We start from the raw sequence: 25921 nt of genomic DNA on the forward strand, positions 1-25921 counted from the left end.
TTTTGGACAAATCTCATTACTATGTAACTGACTAATTTAGAACAAAAATGTAGCAACAGCGCCTTAACATGTGTAGACATATAGGTTTACATGCTTTATATTTTAATGGGGATTTTCATTAATTTAGCTAACGATTACCTGAAGCGATTGTAGGATGATGCTTAACTTCAAACAACGTAGGTTCAAAATCATTCACATTGATATGGATTGTTTTTATGCTCAGGTAGAGATGAGGGATAACCCGGCGCTAAGAGACCTGCCCATCGCTATCGGCGGCCCAACGAAAACCCAAGGGATTCTCTGCACCAGTAACTATAAAGCTAGAGAATTTGGCGTTCGAGCTGCGCAATCAACTTATGAAGCTTTCAAGCTTTGTCCTGAGCTCGTGTTGATCCACCCGGACTTCGCTAAATACAAAATTATTTCCAATCAATTAAGTACTATCTACCGAAAGTATTCTGAAAGAATACAGTTAATCTCTCTTGACGAAGCATACATTGATGTTTCTGATAGTCAGTTACATAATGGCTCAGCAACACTTATAGCGCAAAGTATAAAAACCGAGATCTTTGACACTTTAAATTTAACAGCAAGTGCTGGTGTGTCATTTAATAAAATGCTCGCAAAAATAGCCAGCGACTGGAATAAGCCAAATGGACTCTTTGTAATTACGCCAGACATGCGTAATTCATTCATGAAAAACCTACCTCTGATTAAGATACCAGGGGTAGGTAAAGTAGGTTATGAAAAACTAAAAAAAATTGGATTGTCGACATGCGGTGAAGTTATTGAACGGGACATTACTGAACTCATTAATATTTTTGGTAAGCGCGCCGCTTTAAAACTTTTAGAAGCTTGTCACGGCGTGTCTAACTCTATTGTCAAAGAAAAAAGCCAGCGGAAATCGTTTGGAATAGAAAAAACATTCTATAACCCAATTTCTGACAATGAATATATAACCAGCGAAATAGATAACTTAGTGTCTACCTATAATGTAAGGCTGGTTGAATTGGATGAGTTCCATTTTTGGAAAAGACGAATCTCACATGTTTCTATAAAGATAAGATTCAACGATTTTGAGACGTTAACCCGGGCAATTGGAATCACTCCCCAAGAATCCGACATAGTCATAACTCACAGGGTTCTCAATAAAGAAACTGCGGAGCTATTAAAAGCCCAGCTAATATCTATGCATAACGAAATAAAGAAACCAATACGACTAATAGGCATTGGCATAAAATTTGAAGAGAGTATTGACGGGCAATTAGAACTTTTTTCGAACCAATAGGAAATACATAAACCAACTGAAAATAGGATTTTTATGATTAGGGAAATGGAACACCGTAAAAAAATAAAGCTCTCCTGTGGGACATTAATTAATGTTACATCAAGGGGAAAGCATACAGCACCTGCATGCCTACTGCTCCACGGATTAGATAACAACACACATATATGGGATAGTATAGCATCAGAACTGAGTGAAAATTTTCGGGTCCATGCCATTGACATAAGAGGGCATGGGGATTCTGACTGGGCTAATAGTAATAGCTATACATTGACTACTTTCATTAGCGACATAGAGCAGATTAGAACTTGCTTGTTACTCTCGGAATTTATTTTGATCGGCCACTCTTTAGGTGGCAGGATAGCCACCTATTACACCGCCGAATACCCTGATCATGTCAAGAAGTTGATTATTATAGACACAGCTCCAGAGATAGGAAGTAATATTATTGAAAAATTAAAATCAGATGCCGAAATCCAACCAGAAAAATTCCAAGATTTTCAAAGTTGTTATTCTTACATGCAAGCAATTTACCCCTTATCTCAGCAATCTTTGTTATATGATTTTTGCCAGCATAGTTTCTCTAAACATAATGATATCTACACGAGCAAAACAGATCCTGCATTTAAAAATAAAATGTTCTCATCATCAACACAAGGAGAAATAAGCCCTTTACAAGACAAAAAAATATGGAGTAAGCTTCAAAAGATCCGCGCACCTACTTTAATTATTCGTGGCGGATTTTCAGCTGTTTTATCCAGCCAAGTTGCAGCCAAAATGGCAAGCATGTTACCTAATGCCGATATAAGTGTTATCGAGCGAGCAGGGCATGCTGTCATGCTCGACAATCCCCAACAGACAGTAAAGGCAATCATAGATTTCATTTAATTGCAAATGACCAATACTCAAAAAGGGAATTGGTCAATTTCCATAAATTTAATCTATTAACGGATAGATATCCTCCTACCTTTTTTACATTCTCTCACACCTCCTTTGATATATATCTTTTCCAAATAGCACTGTTATGCATCTAGTACTCTGATACTCTGAATCCATATGGTTCAATGTCTCCGTTCACTATTTCCTACTTCCAGACAAAAATGGTGTAATGAAAATAAAGATATTTTGTCCTTTTCCTTAAATATTAATTGCAATCACTGTTCCCCCTCAAATAACGCTCGCACACGGTTCCGGCCCTCTTTTTTTGCGCGATATAGTGCCTTATCTGCATTTGAGAAGAGTTGCAACCAAGTTTCCTTTTTTCCTTTGGCCGAGGCAACACCAAAGCTTGCTGTAATACACACCCTTTCATTATTAGTGGAGTAAATGATTTCATTCTCTAATGTAATACGTAGTTTCTCTGCGATTTTTATTGCTCCATCCAATCCATGCCCTCTCAGAACAATCGCAAACTCCTCCCCGCCATAACGGAATATAATCCCTGCGTCACCAAGAACCGACCTAATCACACTGGCTACTTTCCTTAAAACTATATCCCCAGTGGCATGTCCATACTTATCATTAATTCCTTTAGAAAAGTCAACATCCATAATTACAAGCGAGAACAGCTCTCCCTCAACAACACTTGATATCTCACCAGCTATATGCTCAAGTGCTCTCCTATTAGGTAGCCCGGTCAAACTATCTGTTTCAGATAGCGTTCTGAAATAGCCAAGAAGCTCTTTCCTTTCTATAACTTTATTCCTAAGAACTTCCATTGACCTCCAGATCTCTTTCATTTCTTTTGTTTTAAAAGTAGAATAATCTCCACTTGGCCGATCATCCGACAACAGTAAAACTTCCTCATTAACCTTAATTAATGGAATGAATATATCTTTTCGAATGGTAAACACAACATAGAAATGAATAAAGCAAACTATTGCTATTATCGCTATTAACATGATAAGTATAATTATTGACGCTGTTCTTTTTAGCTCCGCATCTGATATGGCCTTATATAATAATGCATCCCTATACTTTGAAAATGATATCAACATAGGTGAAAATGCATTTACGAACTCACTAACTGTCCATTTGTAACGCTCGCTACTTTTCGACTCATTGATTACAGTATAAATAGGTTCAAAAGCATCACTGAAAAATCTATTGTTTATTTCTTTTGTTTGTTCCACTAGTGATTGGCACCCAAATATCTGACAGTGAACCTGGATGAGCTTCCATATTTCATACGTCCGCGTTATATTCCTCCTTGCAGCAATTTCATTTTCAATATCTAAAGGAACTTGAGCAGCAAGAGACGAAACCAAGAACCCAGCAATCTGACCACCATGCTCACGGAGATCCGTAATCATTAAAGCGTGAAAAAGTGTCGGGGCCAGGGATTTATTGTCCTTAGCTATTTCTATTACTCGATCTGACATATAACCCTGGTAATTATCAGCCACAAGCAACATACGATGCAATGCCTTCTGGTAATCACCTGCTTTCAACTCACTTCTATTTATGCTTATTTCCCTGTCAATATCACTCCTAGCTAGAATCAGCTGAGAATGTACCGATTTTATTTCATTTAAATAGGTAACACCTATTTTCTTGTATGTTTCAATTAAATTTGAAAAAGCCAAATCAACATTGTCCCTATGTTTTTTTAAACTCGTCCCCCACAGAGAATCTACTGTTGGTTCTCGTGACATAATAATAGCAGTGGGGGCGCGCTCTCTCGCCATAAGAATAGCTAATTCACTTAACTCCTTAAACTCTTTTATATCATCAACAGTACGAGTCGCTAACTTATAATCTTTATAAGCTGGTATGAATATAATAGCGGCCAACAAAAGTGTAAACGATGCCGCCACACAGATATAATAAAGCAGCCTATCCCTGATGGTTTTTGAAAGGCCATGATTTACCTCACCTCTTATCGATTTCCTCTCAAGAATAGATTTCACCCTACATAAGAAATCTATAAAACCCTTTATTTTCATATTTCAAACCCGCGCAAATTCCCTTGTTTCATGCATGGTATGTATTTTTTTAAAATCGGACGTGATATTTCCATATTTATTATGCTTACACAATCGTAACATTCTTAATTCTTACGATTTTTATTTCCTTTTATATCAATGCATTAGATGATGGATTGGACCTAAGTATTACCATACTAGAATTAACACGCTTTACTCTCATGAAGAAACTCTTACTTTACAAATGATTAACTTTTATTCACTCAGAATATACAGATCTTTGAGTTTTCTTGCTATTTGTCACACTTATTATGTGGATACCAGATTAACCCGTTTCGTAGTGCCCTCATCGATACCTAACCTACTTCCTCCTTATTGATAACGAAACGTCTACAACGGATATTTCCGCCATAGTTGCTTTCAAGCAGATGAGCACTAAATATTGTACTGATGTGGGGTATGTATTGGTAAAATGGTAGTACGGCGTGGGAAATAACACCGAAAATATTTTGATGCACTATAGGCATCTGCTCCAAATGCAACTCTTGTAAGCCTCCAAAAATACCAACTGACTTATGTTAGTCCAAAGATCGCTTCGTCAGCTACGCCCCTTTGACGCCTTTTAAGAAGTAAGCGATATTAGTCAGTTGTGACTGATTTATCCGGGCAAGGACTGCCCAATGTAGAAGTGTGCCTGGCTAGTTATCACCAAGGCGTTGAGAAAATTTCCCACAGCCTTAACTGCCTCAGATACTATGCTCTGCCCCAAAAGTGAACGGATGCATTATATTGTTAAAGGCTTGTGGCCCCTCAGACGACAGAATCGTTCATTTACCATTATCCGACAGATCCGCTGAGTATTAGGTGGTAGTCTGTGGGGCCCTATAGAATTTGGTTAGCTTAAGCGAACATCTTGAACGCCTAGTTCTTCGTTATAACCAGAGGTTACCCTACTTCGCTCCCATAAACTAACGGGCACCTGCTCGTCCCCGCATGAATGATAATTATATAGGAATCGGTATGATGGATAACTCCTCAGCCTTTCCGCTTACCTATGTTTTTTATATCATGACTAATCTCATCAATTTTCATCTGAACCCTTATATTTTCAGGCTCGGTCAATATATATTTCATTTTATAATAAGGGTATGAGTCTAAACATGATAAACGATAGGATCTTATTTCACCCTCTTTGAATATGAATGCACGATAGTCCTTGTCTGACAACTTAATAAATCTAGCGTCTGTATTTGCTCCAAGGGCTTTATATCCATTGCCACACCAAAAACCTTTCGTGGATTCTGATTCTATCGACTTACGTACAATATAAGAATCTACCACTTTATGATATTTTCCATAGCACATTAGGAAAGATGTGGTTATCATTACAAGAGGTATAGTTATTGGCCAAGAGTTATACTTTACATGCATTATCTTCGTCACTCCTCCTTTTTTATAAACTCGTTCAACGACTTTTATCTCGTAAAAACAAACAACCATATATATCATGCCAGAAATTGGTGAGGCTACAATCAGGGATATGATTAAAACATATGCATATATTATCATCCTTGATGATGCATCATTATATGTTAGATCCATATACCCCATCGCAGCTCCTTTCGCCCAAGATAGAATTGAAAATGAAAGAAGAATAAACACAATCCTAATAGCCCAGGAAATGGTTTTATTTCTTTCCACTGAGTAGCCTTCTGAATTGGATATGAAATAGTATCCAGAAAGGAACATCGACAGGAAAGAAACAATAGCAAAAGAAATCTCAACCTCAATGATTTCAAGGAACTCCACGGAGAATACAAATCCCAACATGCATACCGCAGAAAATAACATACTTACAATTGAATTATTATACAGACTTTTCCTTGATGCCCGCCCCCGATTACTCTTGGCTTTCTTGTTCCTTTTAATCAACCAACTTCTCGGGGAAACAATCAGTGCGATAGCCAACAAACTATACATAAGTATTAATATTGGGATGGCAGCATGCTTATGCGGAAAAAGAATCGTTATAGACAACAACAGAATTAATAAATGATAGAGAAAAATCGTCATCGGTGGATTTATTCTTTTTACTCTGATATACATCGAACACCATCCGTTATTGATTTGATTTGATTTGATTTGATTTGATTTAATTTGATTTGATTTCACCTACACCTACACCATTAACTTACTTGTATCAACTGCATTCCTATTAAAATAACACACCCCCTATGTCTTACTCTATAGACAACCATTATCTCGTGTATCAATTAAACGCTCGGGAAAATTCTAACTATTAGGATTTACTCATGGTTCTCAATAGTTCATCTAAAGAAGGGGCTTCGAGCAAATTTTCGATGTAGCCCATTAACCACTGGGCATTATGCTTTAGGCCGTAACAAGACGACTGCAAACAACAACGAAGAAATTTTTCTCGAATGTCCTGCATGTCTGCCGGATTCTCTGGCCAGCCGCGACCAAATTCGGCCCCTAATCTAAGTGTATCTCCCTTCTCAGGTGTAATGTGCAACTCAAAGCGATCAAACCGTTCGAAGGTGGACTGACCCCGCCCAGGGAATGCAGACCAACCAGCAGATATTCTTTTTATCCGACGGCGTGGATAACCTGAGGGAATTGCAGTTCGGTATGAAACCAGTCAATTCATGTGCTTGACTGGTTTCATATTACGATGCGGCTGACGGTGTTAATGCAATATGCAAAGGGGCTGCAGACATCAGATCCGGAGACGGGCAGTAAGGTTTCGGCGTTTCTGGAAAGCAGTAAACGATACCTCTGGCATGGTAATGTTGTCACCGCACTGGAACATATTAATGGCTGCAGCATATACTGCGATGTTCCTGATCTCAACTATACAAACCTGAAATCCCTGCAAACATATCTGGATAAAATGTATACCTATATCCGGAAAAATAAGATGATGATCCCAAACTACGGTGAAATGCACCGGTACGGAGAGCCGGTTTCAACGTCGTTTGTGGAATCAACGATCAATGAAGTAATCGCCAGACGAATGGCCAAAAAGCAGCAGATGCAGTGGAGCAGAAAACGCGCGCATTATTTGTTACAGACCCGGACAGCAGTCCTGAATAACGAGCTTCAGGATAAATTTTGCAGTTGGTATCCCGGTTGCACGATAGACGATCAGAATGGCGGGAAGCTATCCGCGATGGCAGTATAGCTCACTATCGCCCCACGGTTTTTCATGTTCTCCCACAAGGCGCTGATCGCACAGATGGCATGCACAGCACTGATACTGCTGGTGATGCTGTTGCACAGCCAGTTACGCATCAACCTGTGGGCGCTGTCGCTATGGCCATAGGTTAGCTAACCCGTCAACTGGCCAACCGGCTTAAAATGCGTAGGAAAGACCCACGCCGGTATAGTGATATTTGCCGTTGCTGCCCGCATCGTCAGCGGTGCCGTGATGACGCTGCAGTTCATAGGCATACTCCAGGCTCAGCGCAACGCCCTCCGGCAACGTCAGTTCCAGCGACAGGCCGATGCGGGTGTCGGTTTCACCGTCGTTGCGCTGCTGTTCAACGTTATAGTAATCGGTGTCCAGCGAATGCCGCAGATAAGGGGTCACGGTCAGTGGCGTGTGCCACAGCGATAGCGTCAACGGAACATACAGGCGCAGCTCCTGCTGAGAAAATTCCGCTAGCCGATCGCTGCCGCTATTCCAGCCGCGATCGATATAATAATTGAGTTTGAAGCTGAGCAGGTCGTTGACCTGGTAGCCAAACCCGGTTTCGCCTTCCAGTTCCTTGTCGGTCAGCGCGTTCTGCCCTATATGATTGATATATTGATACAGCGCCAGCCAGCCGCTAAAGTGGGTCTGGTCGCCAAGCCGGATTTCCCAGTCGGGTTGCACGGTATAGCGCTGCGTCTGGTAGCGGGTTATGCCGTCTTGCTGTTTATATTGCCACCGATAATGACGTACGCCGGCCATCAGACCGAGGTCGTAGACGGCATGGCTGGCGATCAGATAGCGTAAATTGATCTCGTACTGATTAAACCAGTCGCTACGTCCCTGAGTACCGTAATAGTGTGCGCCATTATGATTCTCTTGATAAAAAGAACCATAGATACTCCAGTTGCCGCGCGCCGCCTCAAGGTACAGGGTGGGCTCCCAAAATCCTTTATTATCCGATTGGCCTTCGACGTTTTCCGTTTCAATCAACAGGCCGGTGGTGATATGCCAGGTTTTTTCTGCGACTGACGACGTTGCCGGGGCGGCAAGCAGCGGCGGCTGGTCATGTTTGCTGTCGGCGTGTTCAGCGTCAGCCTGCTGGGCGCAGGTGGTGCCGGCCCATACGAGCAGGCTCGAGGCGAGGACCTTTATCTGGTTCATCATTATTCTCGTCAGCTAGCGAGGCGGTTTATTATTGTCGAGGTTGCAGGCAGCAGCGTACGTGCGCCTGGGCTGTGTCTATCGAGCCGCAGCAAGCGACGTTTGCCGTGGCCACACACCACATCGTGGACCCGCAGTTGGGGCCCACGATGTGCGCGGTTTACCAGCCGCTGCGGATAACCAGCATTTTGGCCTCGTGCGATTGCACTTCGCTGCTGTAACTGTCGGTCACGGTTGCCACATCGCGGTGTGCCCACAGATCGCGCACCAGCGTTTTTTTCCAGGGCAGATCCAAATCCTGGTGGAGATTGAGGGTCATGGTGGCGGTCTGTCCCGAACGGTTGAGCAACGCTACCGCCCAGGAGCCGTCGGCGAGCGGTTTGGCAAAGATCTGCTGATCGCCGTTATTGACATAACGCTTGGCTTGCAACCCCAGCGGATCCTGGTTCAGCGCAATGATTTCCTTGTTTTTCAAGGTAACCATATCTGCGGCGTTCAGATCGTCGAGGCTGGCGCCAATCAGCAGCGGTGAACTGAGGATCGCCCACATGCTGAAGTGGGTGCGGTATTCGGTGTCTGACGCGCCGGTGCCGACCAGCTCTTTTGAATGGCCATGCAGCCCGATGACCAGCATATCGTAGTCGTTCCAATGCCCTTTGCCGCTGTAGGCTTCCAGGCCAACGCCACGGTCGATCATATCCAGCACGTCAAAGTAGTAACCTTCGCGGTTGCCCGGATAATTGAAGTCGTCGCTGATGTCTTGACCGATGCGCCACTGGTTTGCGCCAACGCTGTTACCCCATTGCCAAATGTTCTGCCAGCCGCAGTGGCAGGCATGATAGACAATCGGCCGGCCGGTAGCCTGCAGCGCCTTGGACATATCGCCAAACACCGTTTTTAGCACCGCCTGACTCGCCTGTTGGTGACTGCAGCAGGAGTCGTATTTCAAATGGTCGACCCCCCATGAGGCGAACATGGCGGCATCCTGCTTTTCATGCCCTTCGGAACCGACGTAGCCTGCGCAGGTGGAATTCCCCGGCCCGCTGTAAATGCCCAGTTTCATGCCCTTTTGGTGAGCGTAGTCGGCGAGGTATTTAATACCACGTGGAAACTTTTTTTCGTCATAGGTTAATGGATGGTCGGCGCGCGAGCCTTTATATTTTTGCCAGCCATCATCAATATTGACATAAATATAACCGGCGTCACGCAAACCACTGGCAACCATTTTATCGATGGTGTCTATAATAATTTTTTCATTGATTCTGTCGCCATAATAGTTCCAGCTTGACCAACCCATCGGCGGCGTTTGCGCCAGCGTGGTTACCCGTTCGGCGGCCGCCTCGGCGCTGGTGGGTTCTGCGGTTGCGGCATGCATGGCGCCGCTGAGTAATATGGAACAGAGGACGAAAAGTAAGCGTTTCATTAATTAAAGGCTCCGGTAAGATAACGGGCGTAGCGGTTCGCTGCACCAGCGCAGGGAATCGATGTTTATCCTGAAAATACCTTTTATCTAAAAATGACGTCTGAACTTACGCTTGCTGCATTAATAAAATAACCGGCTGCGGTAATAATGGCACGTTCGGTATTAATCATGCCAGGTGTGTTATAGGGCGGTGCTCAGCTTGGCGGCATTTTGCTTTTCTTCGGAATAGACCATCATCGTCGAACCTGAAATCGCCAGCACAATACCGACGATTGCCCAGCTGCTCGGCATAGACTGGTAAATGATCAGGGAAATCACCGCGGTCAATACCGGCGCCAGCGCATTGGTGCAGGGGGCGATGATGGTGGCCTTACCGCGCGACAGCGCCATGACCAAGCAAAGTGCGCCAACGGCGTTCAATACCTGAATGCACGCGGTAGCCAGCGTGGCCATCAACGGATAACTGGCGCCCTTGTCCGCCAGCATCAGCCAGGCAACCGGCGCCAGCAGGATCCCGGTCAGCGTCATATAACCGAACAGCGAACTGTCGGCAACGCCCAGGTTGGAGGCGCGTTTCATAAAGAACGCCTGTACTCCCCATGCGGCGCAAATCACCACCGAATACAACAGCCACAGCAGGCCGCCGTCGCGATCGCCGTCACCGCTGCTGATACTGAACATGACGATCGACAACAGCGCCAGCAGTACCCCCAGGCCGCCCAGCCGGTTTACCCGTTCCTTCAGCAGCGCCAGCGACATCAGCACCGTGATGGCAGGAGAGATGGAAATGATTGGGAATACCAGATAGGCGGGGGCGCCCATCGCCAATGTTTTGAACAGCAGCAGTTGCCCGCCAGCGCCGGTAAAGCCGATCAGACAACCATACAGAATCGCGGTGCCGGAGGTATCGAAGCGCTGACCGCGTAGCGCGAAATAGCAGGGAATTAGCATGGTTAATGACCAGATGATGTAGATCCACTGGTCGGGATAGCCATAGTGGGTGGTTGGCCAGGCGCTGAACGCCCCCCAGACTCCCCAGGTAATGACCACCAGAAAGGTATAAACGATCCAGGATGTGTTATTGACCATTGTATTCACCGAGTGACAGTTTGCCCAACGCCTGCCCAGAGAGCGGCGTACCGTTTAGTTTCGCGGCATAGATCGCCGCGCCGAGTGTGGGGTGATATTCAGGCAGACAGATATGATAATTGCCGTTCAATTTAGCGAGTTCATAGGCAAAGGCCTCCAGAATCACGTCGCCGCATTTGAATACGCCGCCGGAATAGGACACGCGTACGCTTTCATCGGCGTGCCAACGCAGGGTTTCACGCAGCGTATCCACCATCAGTGCCAGCTCTTTGGCCGCCAGAAAGAATATGGCGCGGCTTTGCTTGTCGCCGGCGACCGCCGCCTCACAGGCGATCGGCGCCAGCGAGGCAATCTTGCCGCGGTCGCCTTTCCACTGGTTGAACACCAGATCGCAGATGTCCAGATCGTTGCGGCAGGGGTATTTTTCGCGCATCAGATCGTAGAACAGATCTTTCTGCAATCGTCCGTCGGCCATGCGCGAAAACAGGTTCAACGCCTGACAGCCGATCCAGTAGGCGCTGCCTTCGTCGCTGAACAGCTCGCCCCAGCCGCCGCAGCGCGCGCTACGCCCCTGGTATTCGCCATAGGCGATTGAGCCGGTGCCGGACACCACGTTGATGCCGTCGCGACAGCCCAGGCTGGCGGCCCAGCCGCAGATCATGTCGTTATCGCAGCGATAGCGTTCGCGGTTCAGCAGCGACTGCGCTATCGCATCCAGCCGCTCCACGTCGGCCGACACTTCGCCGTAGGCCGGCAGGCCAAGAAAGGTAAAGCTGATATCGGCGGGGGTGATGCCCGCACGATGACAGATTTCGCCAATGCCGTTGAGCACCACGCTGCGCGCGGCATCCATGCCGACGCTCAGGTAGTAGCTGGTTGCCGCCTCATGGCGGGCCAGCACATCGCCGGCGTCATTGATCAACACGAAGGCGGTTTTGGTGCCGCCACCATCAACCCCCAGGTAAATCACCGTTCACCTCCCGCATTCAGTCGCCCCTCAGCACCGCACAGGGTGATTTTTTCATGGATAACGCGTTTCATGGCATCCATCCCTTCACGCATGTAGTAACGGGGATCGCTGGCATCGGGGTGCGCCGCAAAGTAGCGTTTCACCGCGTCGGCGAAGGCAATTTTCAATTCGGTGCCGACGTTGACCTTGGCAATGCCCAGACCAATCGCCTGCTTGACGTCGTTGTCCGGCACGCCACTGCCGCCGTGCAGCACCAGCGGGATCGCCACCCGTGCGCCGATCTCCTGCAACCGGGCAAAGTCGATGTTCGGCCGCTGGGCATACATGCCGTGCGCGGTACCGATCGCCACCGCCAGACTGTCGATGCCGGTGCGCTCGACAAAACTGAGCGCCTGCGCCGGATCGGTCAAAAATGCCTGCGCTTCGTCAACGTCCTGATCGTCTTCGATCCCGCCCAGCCGTCCGAGCTCCGCTTCCACGCTGCAGTCCCGCTGGTGGCAATATGCCACTACCCGAGCGGCGAGTTGGATATTTTGTTCAAAAGGGAGATGGCTGCCGTCAATCATGGCGCTTCTCACCCCGACGTCGACCTTGCCAGCGATATCCTCAAAGGTCTCATGATGATCGAGGTGCAAAATCACCGGCAGTTGATAACTGGTTGCGTAGGTTGCGGCCAGCGCCAGCATTTCCTGACAGCCGATATGGCGGAAGGTGCCCGGCGTCCCGGCCAGGATCGCCGGCGATTGCCGTTCCCGGCAGGCTTCCAGTACCGCCTGAATGGTTTCTGCGTTGTGAATGTTGAACGCCGGGACCGCCCAGCCCTGTTTACGCGCCTGTGCCAATAAGTATTTGGTTGAGATAATCGCCATGGTGTTATTCACTCCTGAGGCTATGGTTGCGCGTGCCAAGGGTAGATAGTGACCCCTTGTACCACCCGGTTGACTCGCCCTTCCGGTGAAGGGTTGTCCGGCGTCATGCCGAAATGCACCGATTGCGCCAAGGCATAAAGCTGGGCGAATACCAGCAACCCCAATGCCAGTTGGCCATCGTTGAAGCCTTGCGCGTTGGGCAGGTAGATATGCTCACCCCGTTCGATCTCCGCCGACGGCCTGCCGGCCAGCGCCACAATCCGACAGGCCACGCCGTCGTTACGCAGCTCATTGAGCAGGTCTTCGTCATAACGGCGGGTGTAAGGGTCGTTGGACATCAGGACGATAACCTGCGTTTGCCGATTAATCAGGGACTTGGGGCCGTGGCGGAAGCCCAGCGGTGACTCATAGAACGCCGCCGTCTGCCCGGCGGTCAGTTCCAGCAGTTTCAACGCGCTTTCGTGGGCGATGCCGCGCAGTGCACCGCTGCCCAACCAGATAACCCGTTGCGCATCGGCGGTCTGTAACGGCGATCGCGTCACATCACGCGTTGCTTCCAGCAAGGCGGCCACGCTTTGCGCCAGCGCCTGTACTGCGACCTGGTCGATGCCAGCAACGTTAAAGGCACACAGGCAGGCCAGAATCATGCTGCTCATGCTGCTGGTCATGGCGAAGCCGCGATCGCAGGTATTGGCAGGCAGTGCTAACGCCAATACCCGTGGCTGGTCATGATGACGGCGGTATAAATCGCCTTCGGCGTTGCAGGTGATCAGCAGGTGGTGGCTGTCGGCGTTGTGCTGGTTGGCCAGCGCCACCGCAGCCAGGCTCTCGGGGCTGGATCCCGAACGGGCAAACGACACCAGCAGCAGCGGCCTATCGGCGGGCAAAAAACCGGCCGGATCGCTGACAATGTCGGTAGTAGAGACCGACTGCACCGGCGCGTTGAGGGTGCGAGCCAGCATCGGCGCCAGCGTATCGCCGATAAATGCGGACGATCCCGCGCCGGTCAGTATCACCCGTAGGCCGGAGCGCGCCAGCAATGGAGCCAGAAAGCTCTCCAGCGCCTGGCGTTGCCGATCGATGGCGTCGACGGTGGCCAGCCACACCTCGGGTTGCTGACGAATTTCCCGCTCGGTCCAGCAGGCAGCGGTGGGTTGTCGATACATATAATTCTCCTGAATAGCCATCTCACTGGCAGGCTGCGGCGTAGGCGCGCAGAACATCGGTAATGCAATCCAGCGCCAGACTGCGGGCATCGCCCGGCAGTTGTCCGGCGCGCACGCGGTGATACTGCACCGGCAGGTATTGGCTCAGCAGCGGCAGCGGCAAGGGCTGGTGAGCAAGGTTGTCCAGCAGGCGTGCAACCGCCGCTTGTACCGTGCTATCGGGCCAGTAGTAACGCAGACGATCCGAATAGCTGAAATGCCGCGCGAAATACCGTTGCCGTTCGTTGCCGTGATAATATTTTTCCCAGGCGTCCGGCCGCTGGCACATCACCCGCTCAAGCTGGGCGCGCAGATCGCTGCATTGCGCCGCTGGTAGCAGTTCGCGTTCCATGTTCTCCAACGCGTACAAGGCTTCGCGCAGCGCGAAGGTCAGCGCCGGGCCGACCTTGAGGATGGCGAAGTGCCCCTGTACCAGACTGCGGTAGGCCTGCGGCAACTGGTAATCGGTGGAGTGGGCTTCAAATACCAGGTGAGGTTGCTCAGCGACGTAGCGGCTCAGCGCCGCCGCTGGTTCGGGTTGGAAATCCACCACGCCATGGTGCGAAAACTCGACGCCCGGTTGCACCACCAACCCGATAACCCGTGGCCAGATATCCGCCAGCCCTTGGCGTGCAAAGGCTTGCCGGTGTGCCGCCAGCGTATGCTCCACCGCGGCAACCTGGGTGACGGCGAGCGTATCCAAGGCCTCTTGCGCACCGCCGGGCACCGGAACTTCGGTGCCGATCACATATACCACCTCGCTTTTGCCAAACAGCTTCAGGCTGGTTTGTTCGCAAACGTAAGCCAGCTGTGCCGCGCGCTCGGCAACCGTCCGATCGCTGAGCGGCTGCGGATCGTCGGCGCAGGACATGCTGCAATCGAGGTGAATTTTCTGAAAGCCGGCGGCAACGTAGTGCTCAACCAGCACCGCCGCCTGCGCCATCGCCTGACTGGCTGGCAGATGTTGCCAGCGGTTGGGGCCAAGATGATCGCCACCCAGAACCAGTTGGGCCGGATCGAGATCCAGTTTTTCCGCCAGCGATCGTAACTGCTGTTGAAACATCTGCGGTGTCATGCCGGTGTAGCCGCCATGCTGATCAACCTGATTCGAGGTGGCTTCAATCAGCAACGGCGTCTGCTGCTGGCGTGCATGCAGCATTGCTGCCTCCAGCACCCAGGGGTGGGCGGAACAGACCGAGGTAATCCCGGTATGTTCGCCTTGTTTATGCCTTGCAATCAGCTCGGTTAAGCGTGTCATATATCCTCACTTCTTTCGTTTTGTTTCTTTTTGGCGTTTAGTAAACTAAAATTGACGTTAGTGAAAACGAAAAGAAAGATCAATAGAGTTGGTGTCGCAACAAAAAGAAAGTGTAAGTATTGTGATCGCGGTTTTGTTTTTGATGAGACGGTAGTGAAAAGGTAACGAAAGGTTTATGCCGGTTATTACCCGGAAAGGAAAAGAAAACAAAGCAAAAGCGTTGAGCAACATCGTCGTTTGGCGGCGAATATGGTAGGGTTCGTAAGGGAAGGGGGGCCGTCCGGTTGGCATAGCATTGCGCGACGGCCGTTTTTACCCAGTGATTTATCTTCAACCACCCTGACGGTGTAATGGGTCATTTCAGACGATGAGCATGAGTGATAAAAAAAGTGTTCGTGGTACCAGTGAGCGGCGGGAAAAAATAATTTCCTTGCTGAAACAGCAGGGAGCGGTGCAGGTGAGCGAGCTGGCGGCGCAGTTTAACGTGTCAACCGTCACCATCCGTGGCGATCTGGCGTTTCTGGAAAAGCGGGGGATTGCCACCCGGGCCTACGGTGGTGCGCTGATTTGCGAAGCGCCGGTGATGGCCAGCGAACGCAGCATTGAGGCCAAGCAAACCGAACACCTGGCGGTAAAGCAGCGCATTGCCCGCAAGGCCGCTGAAATGGTGGTTACCGGTAGCAGCATCATTCTTGATTCCGGTACCACTACCTACGAAATTGCGCAGCAGTTACGTGACAAAAAAGAAATTATCGTCATGACCAACGGTATGAACGTCGCCAATGCGCTGCTGGATGCCACGGAGGTCGAACTGCTGGTCACCGGTGGGCATCTGCGCCGCAGTTCCCAGTCGTTCTATGGTTCACAGGCCGAACTGTCACTGGACAATTACCATTTCGACATGCTTTTTCTGGGGGTTGACGGCCTCAGCCTGAGTCAGGGTGTTACCACCCATCAAGAGAATGAAGCGCGCCTCAATCGTCGGATGTGCGAGGTGTCCAAACGCATCATCGCGGTAGCCGATTCCAGCAAGTTCAATCGCGTCGGGCTGCATCGTATTATCGATACCGCGCGTATCGACGTACTGATCACCGACACCGCCATCCCCGACGAGATGCACACAGGGCTGGAGGCCCTGGGCGTGGAACTGTTGCTGGTTGAACACGACTAACCGGCAGCGGGCGTTGTATTACGGCCCGCCCGCTGCCTCATCTGGCGGGCCAAACCAGATAGGGCTGCCGCCATTCGACCTTTAACTGATTGATAAACCAGTCCCCGGCAGGCCCGGGCGGCTGCGACGGAAAAATCTCGACCGGTGGTCAGTTCCGAACGGTCCGAGAGCACCAGTTGCCGGTGCTTGCTGAGCAGCGAGGGGAAGGTTTGCAGCAGTGGCGGCAGGATGCCCAGGCTGCAACGGCCATCCAGCACCGGTTGATAGGCCGCGCCCAGGGCTTCGACAAACAGACGCAGAGGCGTCAACGGGAAGCGGACGGCACACGCTTTGGTCACCGCGCTGACCACCGAAGTTGGAAAACACACGTCAACCACCACCGACATGATGATGAATAAATACCATACAGGTGTAGCGGGTTAACCCAGCGGCGATCATTGAGTTCAAAATCCGAGCTATCTTTTCAGCAGTCTAGGTAAATAGCAATTGATTGTTATTTAGGCTAAAGTATTCAAGAAACCCAAAGACACGTTAGAGATTTTTATGAGAAAATCAGAGATCTACTAGCCTACCAACGCGGCATTTGGGCGGCGCACATATGGAAGCGTCTTAAAACCACGATTTCGAGATGGGATACATTATGTGTGTATAAAGCTCGCAAGTACGGACTGCCAGCTTGGCTGGGCCATGTACCTATGACTTGTTTAGTCACCCTATCTGTCATTAGCTGCTTAGTTGGTGTATTACTGATAGCCGTTATTATTTTGTTTGTTTGGGCATTTCTACTCATTCCTTCCATGATGGAATTGCTCAAACCGACTGTAAATGTCAAAGTTACTAATTGGGAAGAAAGAGCCATAAATATAATTATGACTCTAATGGTTCTAACGGTTCGGATGGCTCAACTGGCTCTTGACTATTTACCTCCTGAAGCAATTTTTGAAACAGCTGCGTCACCAACAATCCCACCCGTTTGTTGAGACTTAGATGTTCCATCAGTCACCATGCGGGAAAGTTCACCAATTCGTACACCTGCCCATGAAAATGCTGCAAGCCATACAGCAGGTAGCACCAAGAACATGCAACCCATCACCAAATTCATGATCAGATCATCCGTACTGTTCTGAAACGGCGCATCGCATCAAATGCCGGATACGCCACCAGGCTTCCCTGCGCGGTCCCGCCCATCGAGGCAATACGGTTAACCGAGTTGTCCAGGGTAAAGTCAGCGTTACCGCCATAGCCGGCATACGCCCGTCCGCCTTGGGAGACCGTCAGGTTATCCGGGCTGACCAGGCGACGCACCACCGCCTCTTTATAGTCCGCATCCGGTTGGCCTATCATCTTCAGCGCAGCGGACATCCGCAGCATTACGCCCGGGTCAACCTGCGCCACTACTCTGGCCTCCTGGCCCGTTTCGCCGGCTGACCACCACTCGCTGCAGATCGGGTACCCACCTCGTCCAGTGTTTGGCCGACTACTGTCCCGCGCCTCATTCCACGGGGAGCTGGCACGCGACGTTTTCGACTGCAGGTTGTTGTAGTACCCGCCGTTCAGGAAGGTTTGCGTCTATGCCTGGGAGTTTGAAAAGGATGAACGTAAATTGAATATCCGCGTAAATGGCCCGTTGCTGTCGAACAGCAATATTCACATATTAAATGGGGCGCTGGATGGCGTAGGCCTAGCCTATTCCCCTGATTTTATGGTCAAACCCTATCTGGAAGATGGACGTTTGGAGGAGGTTTTAGCAGATTGGAGTCCTTATTTTCAAGGATTCCATTTATATTATCCGCACCGCCGCAATACCTCTCCGGCCTTTAGCGCGTTCGTTGATGCCGTATGTTACCGGGCTTAAGTTTACTTTTCACATGAGTCAAAATACCCAACGCGTCCATGCTGTAATGGCCTTGTTGAGTTTCGTCATAGCGGCTGCCGGAGTAATCTTTGAGTGAAGTGGAAAAGGAGGAAAAAGATAAGCCACAGCATCCTGCCGTGGCGATAGCGCAGATCAACCGACAATATCAACGCCGGCATGATGACTGACGCCGTTGACTTCAACGGCCTGGGCCTGCGTCTGAGCGGCATCCGTTGAATGTTGCAGTGCCGCGATCAAACCATCGGTATCCAGGTGCCCCGATGTGGTACCGTCAACCACTTTGTCCACGGTATCAGTAACGCCGCCGATTTTGTCAATCAGGCCACCGGCGATATCGGAAATTGCACCGGCTACCCCAGAAATAACGCCCGTTGCGGTCTCAATAACACCGAGAGCGCCACCCACAACGCCTTTTACCAGGCCACCCAATAAACTGCTGAATCCACCTAAGTCGCTAGCCATATGTTTTCTCCAGAGTCATAGATTAAATTTAAGTGTTACGGCAAAATATCACCGGCCCATCGCGCCTTGCCGGTAGAAAAGGTATAGGACAAAGTCTAAAAAACTGTCAATAAACAGTAAGCGTTTTATTGCGAGAAAAAAGAAAATAAAATCACAATGTCATGATTTTAAATGACATTGAATATCCACCTTGATAAAATTCATTAATTGGTATAATGAATTAAATTATCGCCCGAAAAAAAACATTATTATAACTGTGGTTTTTTACTTTGTATTACCGCATAAGCTAAGCACCAAAATAGATAAAATCGTCTTTAGTATCTTCACTTGTCAGCAGCAATAAAAAGGCCACCATCCCCTGGTGGCCAATGTACAAACCTCAAGATAAACATACCGGCCCTCTGAAGCTGATTACAACAGAGGGGCTGTCGTTAACAAACGCCGCAGCCTATCGCAATTCGCCTCGCCCTTTTCGACCGGAACAACGCTCCGCAGCTGCCAGCGCTGCGTCTGTATCGCCTGCTGCGTCTGCGGCTGGTCGAGGAACGCTTCCCGGAACAGGAGGGTTCCGCCGATCTCCGGCAGCGCGTCATTCAGATCCAACTGCCTTTTGATCTCGGGCCCCCGCCCTGCAGCATCCGGCGCCGGCGTTTTCTCGGCTACGGGCTGATGTTGGCGCTCACAGCCAACCATCAGCCATGCCGCGCCTATCAGCAGCAAAATCCGCGTACCTTTCTCCTTAGCCACAGCATGCCTGTCGGCCCATAGGGTAACCGCGGGGCGTCTTTTATCAAACTCCCCGCGGCAGCCGATTACCAACTCAGCCCGAATCCGCGCGGGTAAGCGACGGTGCCGGTATGGGTACTCACATCGTAGTCATGCCAAACATTGACCGGCAGTTTCCCTCGCGGCGGCCGTTTCCCCATCAGCACCTCAGCCAGAGAGATCATGGCATGCCCGCGCCAGACGCCGTTGTCATACCCGTAATAGGAATAGACGGCTACGGCGGCATCCACCTTGTCGCGGTAGCTGACGATGTCGTAAGGCGCGCGCAGCGACAGGTGCACCCGCTTTTTCCCCAGGCCGGCGGCATGCTCCAGCCAGCCGAGATACGGGCTGGCGTCGCCCGCCGGGCCGCTCGCGACGCCATCCGTTTCCGCCGGGGTAAAGCGGGTCGAAAGCGTGCCGAACAGGAAGACGTCGCAGTTGGCGATACGCTCCCTGATTTCGGCCTCGGTCAGCTCCGTTTCCTTGGCCGCCACCACCTTGCGGTAACCCGCCTGCGCCATCACGGCCGCTATGCCCTTGGCCTGCTCCCCCCACGGCGTCAGGATGAAATAACGTTGCGTTTTGTCCGTCAGCGGCAGCGCGGCGTGCTGATTCACCACCAGGGTAATGGCCCTATCCGCGATCTGTTTTTCCGGCTGCGCGCAATCAGGCGCCTGAAGAAACGGCCTGCCTTTGCCGTGGCCCCACAAATGATAACGCTGCTTCAGGCGCAGGATGCGTTCGACGGAGCTGTCGATATCCGTTTCACGAATAACCCCGGCTCTGACTTTATCCGCAATGGCGGAGATTAATTCAGCCAACCGTCCGCTTTGCGCGGGGGCTGAAAGGCTGATGGGCATCAGCGCGATATCCACCCCGGCGGCGAACACCCGCTCAAGCGCGTCGCCCTGGCTGAAATGGTCGGCAATGGCGCCCATGTCCAGCGCGTCCGAAATGGTCACGCCGGTAAAGCGCAACTGGTCGCGCAGCAGGGTGGTCTGGATCTGCCGGGACATGGTCGCAGGCACCGTAATCTCTTCCCCGCTGCGGGTGCGCACCAGGCTGTCATCCAGCGAAGGGTACTGAATATGCGCCGTCATGATCATATCCGGCGCGCGGTGGCTGGCGATGGCGCGCTGATAAGGGGCGATATCGATAGCGAAAGCCTCTTCCCGCGAACGATCGACGCGCGGCAACGCGCTGTGGGAGTCCGTCGACGTGCTGCCGTGCCCCGGGAAATGTTTATAGGCGGTAATCAGCCCCTGGTGATGCATGCCGGCGGTCACCTGCTCCGCCAATCTGGCCACCGTGCCCGCATCGTCGCTGAAACCGCGCACGTTGATCACCGGGTTGAACGGATTGCTGTTCACGTCGACCACCGGCGCAAAATTGGTATTGATGTGCACCGAAAGCATGTCATGCGCCATCCGGCGCCCTTGCTCCGCGGCGAGCCGCAGGTCCGCCCCGCCCTCAATGGCCGCCGCCAGGGCCATATTGCCCGGGAACGAGGCGTAATCTTCACGCGGCAGGCGGAAAACGTTTCCGCCCTCGTTATCCGTGCCGATAAACAAGCGAATATTTCCGCAGGTTTGCATTGAGGCGTACCAGGCGGTCAGCGCCTTAATCTGCGCCTTGTCCTTAAGGTTATTGGCGAACAGGATCACGCCGCCAATATGGTTGTCGCTGATGATCCGGCCGATGTCGTCATCCGGCTTCACCATATCCTGATTGCTTTGCCCCTGGGGATCCCAGTAGCGAAAGTCCAGCATGAGCTTTTGACCGATTTTCTCTTCCAGCGTCATGGTGCCGAGCTTGTGTTTAACGTCCATTTCTACTCTCCTTTACGGTTGAAAACGGGTAAATCACCCTACCGCTAAAACAACCGCCATCAATGCCATTTTGTCGGTGTCAGGGGTCAGACAACGCGCGACCCCGTTCAACGCTAAAATTTTCTCCCTGCGCGCGGCGGCTTATGAGATGCTAGCATGCTCATTTTTCGGATAACTGAATGCGCATGCCATTGTCTTACCAATCTTTTATCGCCAAGCTTGTCGCGCTTGCCATCACGCTCACGCCCGCCATACCCGCGCTGGCCAGGCCCGATCTCGCGCAAAAAGTCGGCACCACCGTCGCCGACACCGGGTCGCCGGACTATCGCTTCAGCGATCTGCGCTTCACCTCCGCCGACGGACAGCGCCACTACCGGGTGCGTATCGCGCAACCCCAGGCCGCGCCGCCGCCGGCCGGCTATCCGGTGATCTATTTTCTCGATGGCAATGCGGTGCTGATGGAGTTGAATGCCGGCTTGTTGGCCGGGCTGGCCAGGCAAAAACAGCCGCCGGTATTGGTGATGATCGGCTATGACAACGATCTGCGCATCGACGCCAAAGCGCGCAGCTACGATTACACGCCGGCGACGCCGTCAGGCAGCGAAGAGCCCAAAGGCGGAGGGGCGGACGCATTCTTGGGGTTGATAGAAGATCGGATCAAACCCGCAGTTGCCGCGCAGGTGGCGCTAGATCCCCGGCGGCAGACGCTGTGGGGGCACTCGTTTGGCGGGCTCTTCGCTTTGCACGCGCTTTTCACCCGGCCAGGCGCATTTCAGAGCTATATCGCCGTAGAACCCTCGCTGTGGTGGGGACAGGGTTTCATTCTGCAGGAGGCGCAGCGCTTCCTTGCGCAACGCCCGGCGTTGCCCGTCCGTCTGCGGTTATGGACCGGAGGCGCGGAGAGAAAAAGCGGCGCCCCGGCGGCGCCCCCCACCATGCGCCACAGCGCGCTGCCTGCGGATGCAACGCAACAATTGGCTAATCGGCTGGCGACGCTGCGCGGTTGGCGGGTGAACTACCGTGAATGGCCGGCACTGGGGCATGGCGCCATGTTCGGCGCGGCAATAACGCCGGCTCTGGACAGCGTGGCGAAAGGCGAGTGAACGTCGGGTTTATTCACCGCATGATGAACAACAAGCCTCCTGATTGCGGACGGCTTATTGTTCATCATAACGCGAACCTTTTGGCGGCGATCAAACGGATAACGACCCCTCGTACAGAATGGTGAGGTCCTGTTTCGTCAGTCGTATTTCACCGCCCTGCCCCAGGGTTAGGCCGACATAATAGGTCGCCTCGTTTCTCACCGCCACAGCCGGCGAAATCAGGTAAGTGAAATCCTTCACGCCCTGTGCGGCTAGCTTGTTAACCACGCTGTGCAGCCGCTCATTGGCCTGCAAGTCTCTGCCGGTCCTGTCATCTATCGCGCGCAGCAGCTTGGCTTTTTTTTCCGCATCATTGTTCACCGCTTTTTGCACATCGACCATAAATTCGATTCCATCCATTCTGGCGGTAGAGATTTGCCGAATTTTTGCCAACAGATCTTTATTTTTGGTGACCTGCGACGATCCCATAGAAGTGATGGCCCCCAACGCGGCAATCGCCAGCGCCAGGCTACCGGTGCTGGCGCCCCTCGCCAACGCGCTGCTGCTGCTAGCCCAGGAGACTACCGTGCCGAATGCCGAGCCGCCGGTAAACATCGAGGCGCCGATGTTAAGCTTTCTGGCCAGGTCACTGTCGTAAATGTTGTAGCGGAGCTTATTGACGTAGCTGTGATTCATCCAGCTATAGTTCAATGGATAGGGCGAGAAGTTGTTGGCGATTTTTTTCAGCCCGGCTTGGCTCTCGTCTTTCAGGTTTACCCGCCTTGCGGTCAGCCCCATCTCCTCATCCCCCTTCGGAGGCTGGGTCAATTCCTGCAGATAGAAGATGGCATTTTGCTCATCTTTATCGCTGGCCAGGAAAATAGAATTGATATTGTCCTCGTCCGAGTTGTTTATCAGTTCAATAAGTATCTTTACGTCATTGGACGGCAGGATACTCTTGCCGCTAATGGTATCGAGCGGCGTCACGGGATTCTTTGCCACATCACTCCCCTTTATCTTGCCGGCTATCGGCGTATTTCACGCACAGTCATGAGTAAGGCCGTTATACTTCTTTATTCTGTTTAATATCCCAGCCTGCGGTGGATTCAGCACCTTTATTCCCCTGTGAGGCTTGCTCCCAATACTGAAGCTTCACTTTGCTGGCCTGGAAGGTATAAACCACGTTGACTTCGCCGCCGTTGTCTACGCCGGTGAATTGCGCCGATGTCACTAATACATCTTCCAGCTGAATGTGAGCATATTCCACCTGGCCGCCGCCCGCTTTACAAATTGACAGATCGACTTTGGCGATATGTTTACCGCTGGAACAATACTTGAGAATGGCTGGGGTTGATTTATCAATAAAAGCAAAAACTTGCAAATCTTCATACCTGACTTTACCCGTACCGCCACCACCGCCGACGCCCATATTTCCCGGCTGGCTGGCGCCCCAGGAAAACGACAGCACATCGATCCAGCTCTTGTGGTTTGAGTCTTTCGATTCGCCGCTAATTCCCTCTACTTTCAAAAACATATCAATTGCCATTGTTATTCCCTTTCGCAGTATGATTAATAAACTTCAATTAATAAAAGTAGGTAATGGGCTTATCCAGTCAACGTTCACCGTCTGGAATAACCATAATTAGGAATATTCTTAATCACTGTCTTCATGCTGACTCAACGAATTAAACCGACATGGCGTTGTCATTAACTCATTGTATTTAAATGAAGATAAAGTTTATTGAGGCAATAATGGTTCGCAGCGACAAGGTGCTATGCGGCACGGCATTCAGGTCAGCAGACCGTGAATCACCGCGCTGAACGAATAAAGGAGGCAATACATGATAACCAGAACGGCAGAGGCCAACCTGGCGCAGGCATTGCACTACAGGCGGAAAAAAATCAGGCTCCCCGTCGGCAAGTGGGCTTGCTCTGGCCGGTGGAGCCTGGATACTGCTTTTTTCCTGAGGGGGCCCTGGTGAGGCGCAAAGTAGGAAAAGACTGAGCGAACGGCATCTACAGCTATTTATTTCCGAGTATTCCGCTATTTCCACTCTGTCAGCTTAACTATAAGCCGCGGCGCATCGTCGGCGAAAGGGTGAAAATCACCCTTGTAATACATTAAGAAAAATGATAGTAAACCCCATTGGGGCGTATCCATTTGATTCGAAATTGAATTATTAAATCAGGGTATTATATTAAAAAATGAATATCAACGTGACCGACCAACCCAACCCGCAAGATGAAGCATTCGTTATCGACAGCCTCTGGGCTCATAACGATAAAACCCAGCCCGTCGACATTCATCCGCTATTTTTGACCGTTACCGATGACCGGCAGCGCATCGTCGCCGGCCTGGTCGCCCGCACCTGGTGGGGGGGCCTTGAAGTGCAATATCTCTGGGTTGGCGACTCACACCGCAACAGCGGCTATGGCCGCCAGCTGATGCTGCAGGCCGAAGAGGAAGCCCGCAAGCGAGGCTGCCATATGGCCTATGTCGACACCTTCGACTTTCAGGCCCGAGGCTTTTACGAAAAACTGGGTTACCGGCTATATGGCGAGCTGGGGGGCTATGCGCACCGGCATACGCGTCACTATCTGGCTAAAGACCTGTAAAGCAGTCTACACCAATCAGAGGTAGGCATGGATTCCTCCCATAAAAATAATGAATGTTATTTTAAGGGCCTCATTACCATGATGGAGCACCTGAGCGAACCCTGGGGCATCAAAGACCCGCAGTCTCGCCACCTCTACATGAATCGGGCCGCCTACCTCTATACCGATACGCCGCTGAATTTTGACGTTGCCGGCAAGTTCGATCACCAATTTCCCGCCGACTGGGCAGAATGCGCCGCCGATTTTATCGAACATGACAAAATGACCGAGGCGTCGCGCGATCGGGTTACGGTGATAGAAACCCACTATTGGTACGGCAAAGACAGCCTGACGCCGTTTATCAGCGAAAAGCTGCCGGTCTACAACGATGACAAACAGGTGATCGGCGTGATCTGGAACGCCAAACCGATGAACAGCCTGTCGCCGCTGAAATACATCAATCAGCAAAAACCCAGCGTATTGACCACCGAAGTGAATAATGAATTATTCACCCGCGCCGAACTCGACGTTATATTTTTAATGCTGCAACGATTCACCGTTAAAGAGATCGCAAAGATATATAACGTCAGTAATAAGACCATAGAAAATCGGATATATAACATCTATCAAAAAGCCAATGTCCACACGCAGCAGCAATTTGAAGAGTTTTGCAAATACGCCAACCTGGACAATTATATTCCCGATCGCCTGATAGCCAAGGGCATCCAGTTTATTTAAAC

At 50.8% G+C, this 25921-nt stretch carries 22 protein-coding genes and 2 pseudogenes; 8 read left to right on the top strand and 16 right to left on the bottom strand.

Going from position 1 to position 25921, the window contains the following annotated elements; genetic code table 11:
* The first annotated feature begins 154 nt into the window (after positions 1-154).
* Complete coding sequence (gene dinB, locus CKW09_RS20830; RefSeq protein WP_095099207.1) at positions 155-1288, top strand: DNA polymerase IV; 1134 nt, start codon at positions 155-157, stop codon at positions 1286-1288.
* A gap of 45 nt (positions 1289-1333) precedes the next feature.
* The gene (locus CKW09_RS20835; RefSeq protein WP_167387260.1) at positions 1334-2173 is read left to right on the top strand and encodes an alpha/beta fold hydrolase; all 840 of its coding nucleotides are present in this window, start codon (positions 1334-1336) and stop codon (positions 2171-2173) included.
* Between the two features lie 266 nt (positions 2174-2439).
* Here the strand turns inward: CKW09_RS20835 and CKW09_RS20840 are convergent, their stop codons facing one another.
* The gene (locus CKW09_RS20840) at positions 2440-4230 is read right to left on the bottom strand and encodes a GGDEF domain-containing protein (RefSeq protein WP_095099211.1); all 1791 of its coding nucleotides are present in this window, start codon (positions 4228-4230) and stop codon (positions 2440-2442) included.
* A 1014-nt stretch (positions 4231-5244) separates the two neighbouring features.
* Positions 5245-6039, bottom strand: a complete 795-nt coding sequence (locus CKW09_RS20845) for a hypothetical protein (RefSeq protein WP_231922096.1) — start codon at positions 6037-6039, stop codon at positions 5245-5247.
* A 741-nt stretch (positions 6040-6780) separates the two neighbouring features.
* Here CKW09_RS20845 and CKW09_RS20850 point away from each other — a divergent pair.
* A pseudogene (locus CKW09_RS20850) lies at positions 6781-7411 on the top strand (ISKra4 family transposase); the annotation flags it as partial.
* Positions 7412-7582: 171 nt separating this feature from the next.
* Here the strand turns inward: CKW09_RS20850 and CKW09_RS20855 are convergent.
* The 7 genes from CKW09_RS20855 to CKW09_RS20885 form a co-directional block, all read right to left on the bottom strand.
* Complete coding sequence (locus CKW09_RS20855; RefSeq protein ID WP_095099222.1) at positions 7583-8587, bottom strand: OmpG family monomeric porin; 1005 nt, start codon at positions 8585-8587, stop codon at positions 7583-7585.
* A 157-nt stretch (positions 8588-8744) separates the two neighbouring features.
* A complete protein-coding gene (locus CKW09_RS20860; RefSeq protein WP_095099224.1) occupies positions 8745-10007 on the bottom strand; it encodes a glycoside hydrolase family 27 protein in 1263 nt (420 codons plus the stop codon).
* Between the two features lie 180 nt (positions 10008-10187).
* Complete coding sequence (locus CKW09_RS20865; RefSeq protein ID WP_095099226.1) at positions 10188-11096, bottom strand: DMT family transporter; 909 nt, start codon at positions 11094-11096, stop codon at positions 10188-10190.
* Entirely contained in the window at positions 11086-12066 is a 981-nt protein-coding gene (locus CKW09_RS20870; RefSeq protein WP_095099228.1) for an N-acetylglucosamine kinase, read from the bottom strand. Before CKW09_RS20870 ends, CKW09_RS20865 begins: the two co-directional genes overlap by 11 nt.
* Positions 12063-12935, bottom strand: a complete 873-nt coding sequence (locus tag CKW09_RS20875; protein ID WP_095099229.1) for a tagatose bisphosphate family class II aldolase — start codon at positions 12933-12935, stop codon at positions 12063-12065. The genes CKW09_RS20870 and CKW09_RS20875 overlap by 4 nt, the downstream gene beginning before the upstream one ends.
* A gap of 20 nt (positions 12936-12955) precedes the next feature.
* A complete protein-coding gene (locus tag CKW09_RS20880; RefSeq protein ID WP_167387261.1) occupies positions 12956-14101 on the bottom strand; it encodes an SIS domain-containing protein in 1146 nt (381 codons plus the stop codon).
* A gap of 22 nt (positions 14102-14123) precedes the next feature.
* Positions 14124-15398, bottom strand: a complete 1275-nt coding sequence (locus tag CKW09_RS20885) for a D-tagatose-bisphosphate aldolase, class II, non-catalytic subunit (protein ID WP_095099232.1) — start codon at positions 15396-15398, stop codon at positions 14124-14126.
* Positions 15399-15765: 367 nt separating this feature from the next.
* On the opposite strand from CKW09_RS20885, the gene CKW09_RS20890 reads away from it, so the two are divergent.
* Complete coding sequence (locus CKW09_RS20890) at positions 15766-16569, top strand: DeoR family transcriptional regulator (protein WP_095099234.1); 804 nt, start codon at positions 15766-15768, stop codon at positions 16567-16569.
* Here the strand turns inward: CKW09_RS20890 and CKW09_RS20895 are convergent.
* A complete protein-coding gene (locus CKW09_RS20895) occupies positions 16566-16955 on the bottom strand; it encodes a hypothetical protein (RefSeq protein ID WP_197701093.1) in 390 nt (129 codons plus the stop codon). The genes CKW09_RS20890 and CKW09_RS20895 overlap by 4 nt on opposite strands.
* 530 nt (positions 16956-17485) lie before the next feature.
* Positions 17486-18138 (bottom strand): annotated as a pseudogene (locus CKW09_RS20905) (hypothetical protein); the annotation flags it as partial.
* A gap of 34 nt (positions 18139-18172) precedes the next feature.
* Here CKW09_RS20905 and CKW09_RS20910 point away from each other — a divergent pair.
* Positions 18173-18424 (top strand): LysR substrate-binding domain-containing protein, encoded by a 252-nt coding sequence (locus CKW09_RS20910; RefSeq protein ID WP_095099237.1) that lies wholly within the window; start codon positions 18173-18175, stop codon positions 18422-18424.
* Positions 18425-18577: 153 nt separating this feature from the next.
* On the opposite strand, the gene CKW09_RS20915 is transcribed toward CKW09_RS20910, so the two are convergent.
* From CKW09_RS20915 to CKW09_RS20925, 3 genes are all read right to left on the bottom strand, one after another.
* Entirely contained in the window at positions 18578-18907 is a 330-nt protein-coding gene (locus tag CKW09_RS20915) for a hypothetical protein (RefSeq protein ID WP_095099239.1), read from the bottom strand.
* A 411-nt stretch (positions 18908-19318) separates the two neighbouring features.
* Positions 19319-19654: a hypothetical protein gene (locus tag CKW09_RS25010; RefSeq protein ID WP_145957257.1), complete on the bottom strand. Its 336-nt coding sequence runs from the start codon at positions 19652-19654 to the stop codon at positions 19319-19321.
* A gap of 65 nt (positions 19655-19719) precedes the next feature.
* Positions 19720-21504, bottom strand: a complete 1785-nt coding sequence (locus CKW09_RS20925; protein WP_095099244.1) for a glycoside hydrolase family 3 protein — start codon at positions 21502-21504, stop codon at positions 19720-19722.
* A 179-nt stretch (positions 21505-21683) separates the two neighbouring features.
* Between CKW09_RS20925 and CKW09_RS20930 the strand changes: the two genes are divergently transcribed.
* Positions 21684-22607 (top strand): alpha/beta hydrolase, encoded by a 924-nt coding sequence (locus CKW09_RS20930; RefSeq protein ID WP_231922097.1) that lies wholly within the window; start codon positions 21684-21686, stop codon positions 22605-22607.
* Positions 22608-22697: 90 nt separating this feature from the next.
* On the opposite strand, the gene CKW09_RS20935 is transcribed toward CKW09_RS20930, so the two are convergent.
* Entirely contained in the window at positions 22698-23588 is an 891-nt protein-coding gene (locus CKW09_RS20935) for a hypothetical protein (protein WP_145957258.1), read from the bottom strand.
* Between the two features lie 61 nt (positions 23589-23649).
* On the bottom strand, positions 23650-24132 hold the full coding sequence (locus CKW09_RS20940) for an Hcp family type VI secretion system effector (RefSeq protein WP_061797307.1): 483 nt from the start codon (positions 24130-24132) through the stop codon (positions 23650-23652).
* Positions 24133-24791: 659 nt separating this feature from the next.
* Between CKW09_RS20940 and CKW09_RS20945 the strand changes: the two genes are divergently transcribed.
* Both CKW09_RS20945 and CKW09_RS20950 read left to right on the top strand, forming a co-directional pair.
* Positions 24792-25202, top strand: coding sequence for a GNAT family N-acetyltransferase (locus CKW09_RS20945; RefSeq protein ID WP_061797306.1), 411 nt, complete (start codon positions 24792-24794; stop codon positions 25200-25202).
* Between the two features lie 27 nt (positions 25203-25229).
* Positions 25230-25919: a helix-turn-helix transcriptional regulator gene (locus CKW09_RS20950; protein WP_061797304.1), complete on the top strand. Its 690-nt coding sequence runs from the start codon at positions 25230-25232 to the stop codon at positions 25917-25919.
* Positions 25920-25921: the final 2 nt, after the last annotated feature.

The organism is Serratia ficaria (genome assembly GCF_900187015.1).
Taxonomy (GTDB): Bacteria; Pseudomonadota; Gammaproteobacteria; order Enterobacterales; family Enterobacteriaceae; genus Serratia; species Serratia ficaria.

What these genes read in the sequence shown, in the direction of transcription:
- dinB (WP_095099207.1), top strand. Translation starts at nt 155, where the DNA reads ATGATGCTTAACTTCAAACAACGTAGGTTCAAAATCATTCACATTGAT.
- CKW09_RS20835 (WP_167387260.1), top strand. Translation starts at nt 1,334, where the DNA reads ATGGAACACCGTAAAAAAATAAAGCTCTCCTGTGGGACATTAATTAAT.
- CKW09_RS20840 (WP_095099211.1), bottom strand. Translation starts at nt 4,230, where the DNA reads ATGAAAATAAAGGGTTTTATAGATTTCTTATGTAGGGTGAAATCTATT.
- CKW09_RS20845 (WP_231922096.1), bottom strand. Translation starts at nt 6,039, where the DNA reads ATGTTGGGATTTGTATTCTCCGTGGAGTTCCTTGAAATCATTGAGGTT.
- CKW09_RS20855 (WP_095099222.1), bottom strand. Translation starts at nt 8,587, where the DNA reads ATGATGAACCAGATAAAGGTCCTCGCCTCGAGCCTGCTCGTATGGGCC.
- CKW09_RS20860 (WP_095099224.1), bottom strand. Translation starts at nt 10,007, where the DNA reads ATGAAACGCTTACTTTTCGTCCTCTGTTCCATATTACTCAGCGGCGCC.
- CKW09_RS20865 (WP_095099226.1), bottom strand. Translation starts at nt 11,096, where the DNA reads ATGGTCAATAACACATCCTGGATCGTTTATACCTTTCTGGTGGTCATT.
- CKW09_RS20875 (WP_095099229.1), bottom strand. Translation starts at nt 12,935, where the DNA reads ATGGCGATTATCTCAACCAAATACTTATTGGCACAGGCGCGTAAACAG.
- CKW09_RS20880 (WP_167387261.1), bottom strand. Translation starts at nt 14,101, where the DNA reads ATGTATCGACAACCCACCGCTGCCTGCTGGACCGAGCGGGAAATTCGT.
- CKW09_RS20885 (WP_095099232.1), bottom strand. Translation starts at nt 15,398, where the DNA reads ATGACACGCTTAACCGAGCTGATTGCAAGGCATAAACAAGGCGAACAT.
- CKW09_RS20890 (WP_095099234.1), top strand. Translation starts at nt 15,766, where the DNA reads ATGAGCATGAGTGATAAAAAAAGTGTTCGTGGTACCAGTGAGCGGCGG.
- CKW09_RS20895 (WP_197701093.1), bottom strand. Translation starts at nt 16,955, where the DNA reads ATGTCGGTGGTGGTTGACGTGTGTTTTCCAACTTCGGTGGTCAGCGCG.
- CKW09_RS20915 (WP_095099239.1), bottom strand. Translation starts at nt 18,907, where the DNA reads ATGGCTAGCGACTTAGGTGGATTCAGCAGTTTATTGGGTGGCCTGGTA.
- CKW09_RS20925 (WP_095099244.1), bottom strand. Translation starts at nt 21,504, where the DNA reads ATGGACGTTAAACACAAGCTCGGCACCATGACGCTGGAAGAGAAAATC.
- CKW09_RS20930 (WP_231922097.1), top strand. Translation starts at nt 21,684, where the DNA reads ATGCGCATGCCATTGTCTTACCAATCTTTTATCGCCAAGCTTGTCGCG.
- CKW09_RS20940 (WP_061797307.1), bottom strand. Translation starts at nt 24,132, where the DNA reads ATGGCAATTGATATGTTTTTGAAAGTAGAGGGAATTAGCGGCGAATCG.
- CKW09_RS20945 (WP_061797306.1), top strand. Translation starts at nt 24,792, where the DNA reads ATGAATATCAACGTGACCGACCAACCCAACCCGCAAGATGAAGCATTC.
- CKW09_RS20950 (WP_061797304.1), top strand. Translation starts at nt 25,230, where the DNA reads ATGGATTCCTCCCATAAAAATAATGAATGTTATTTTAAGGGCCTCATT.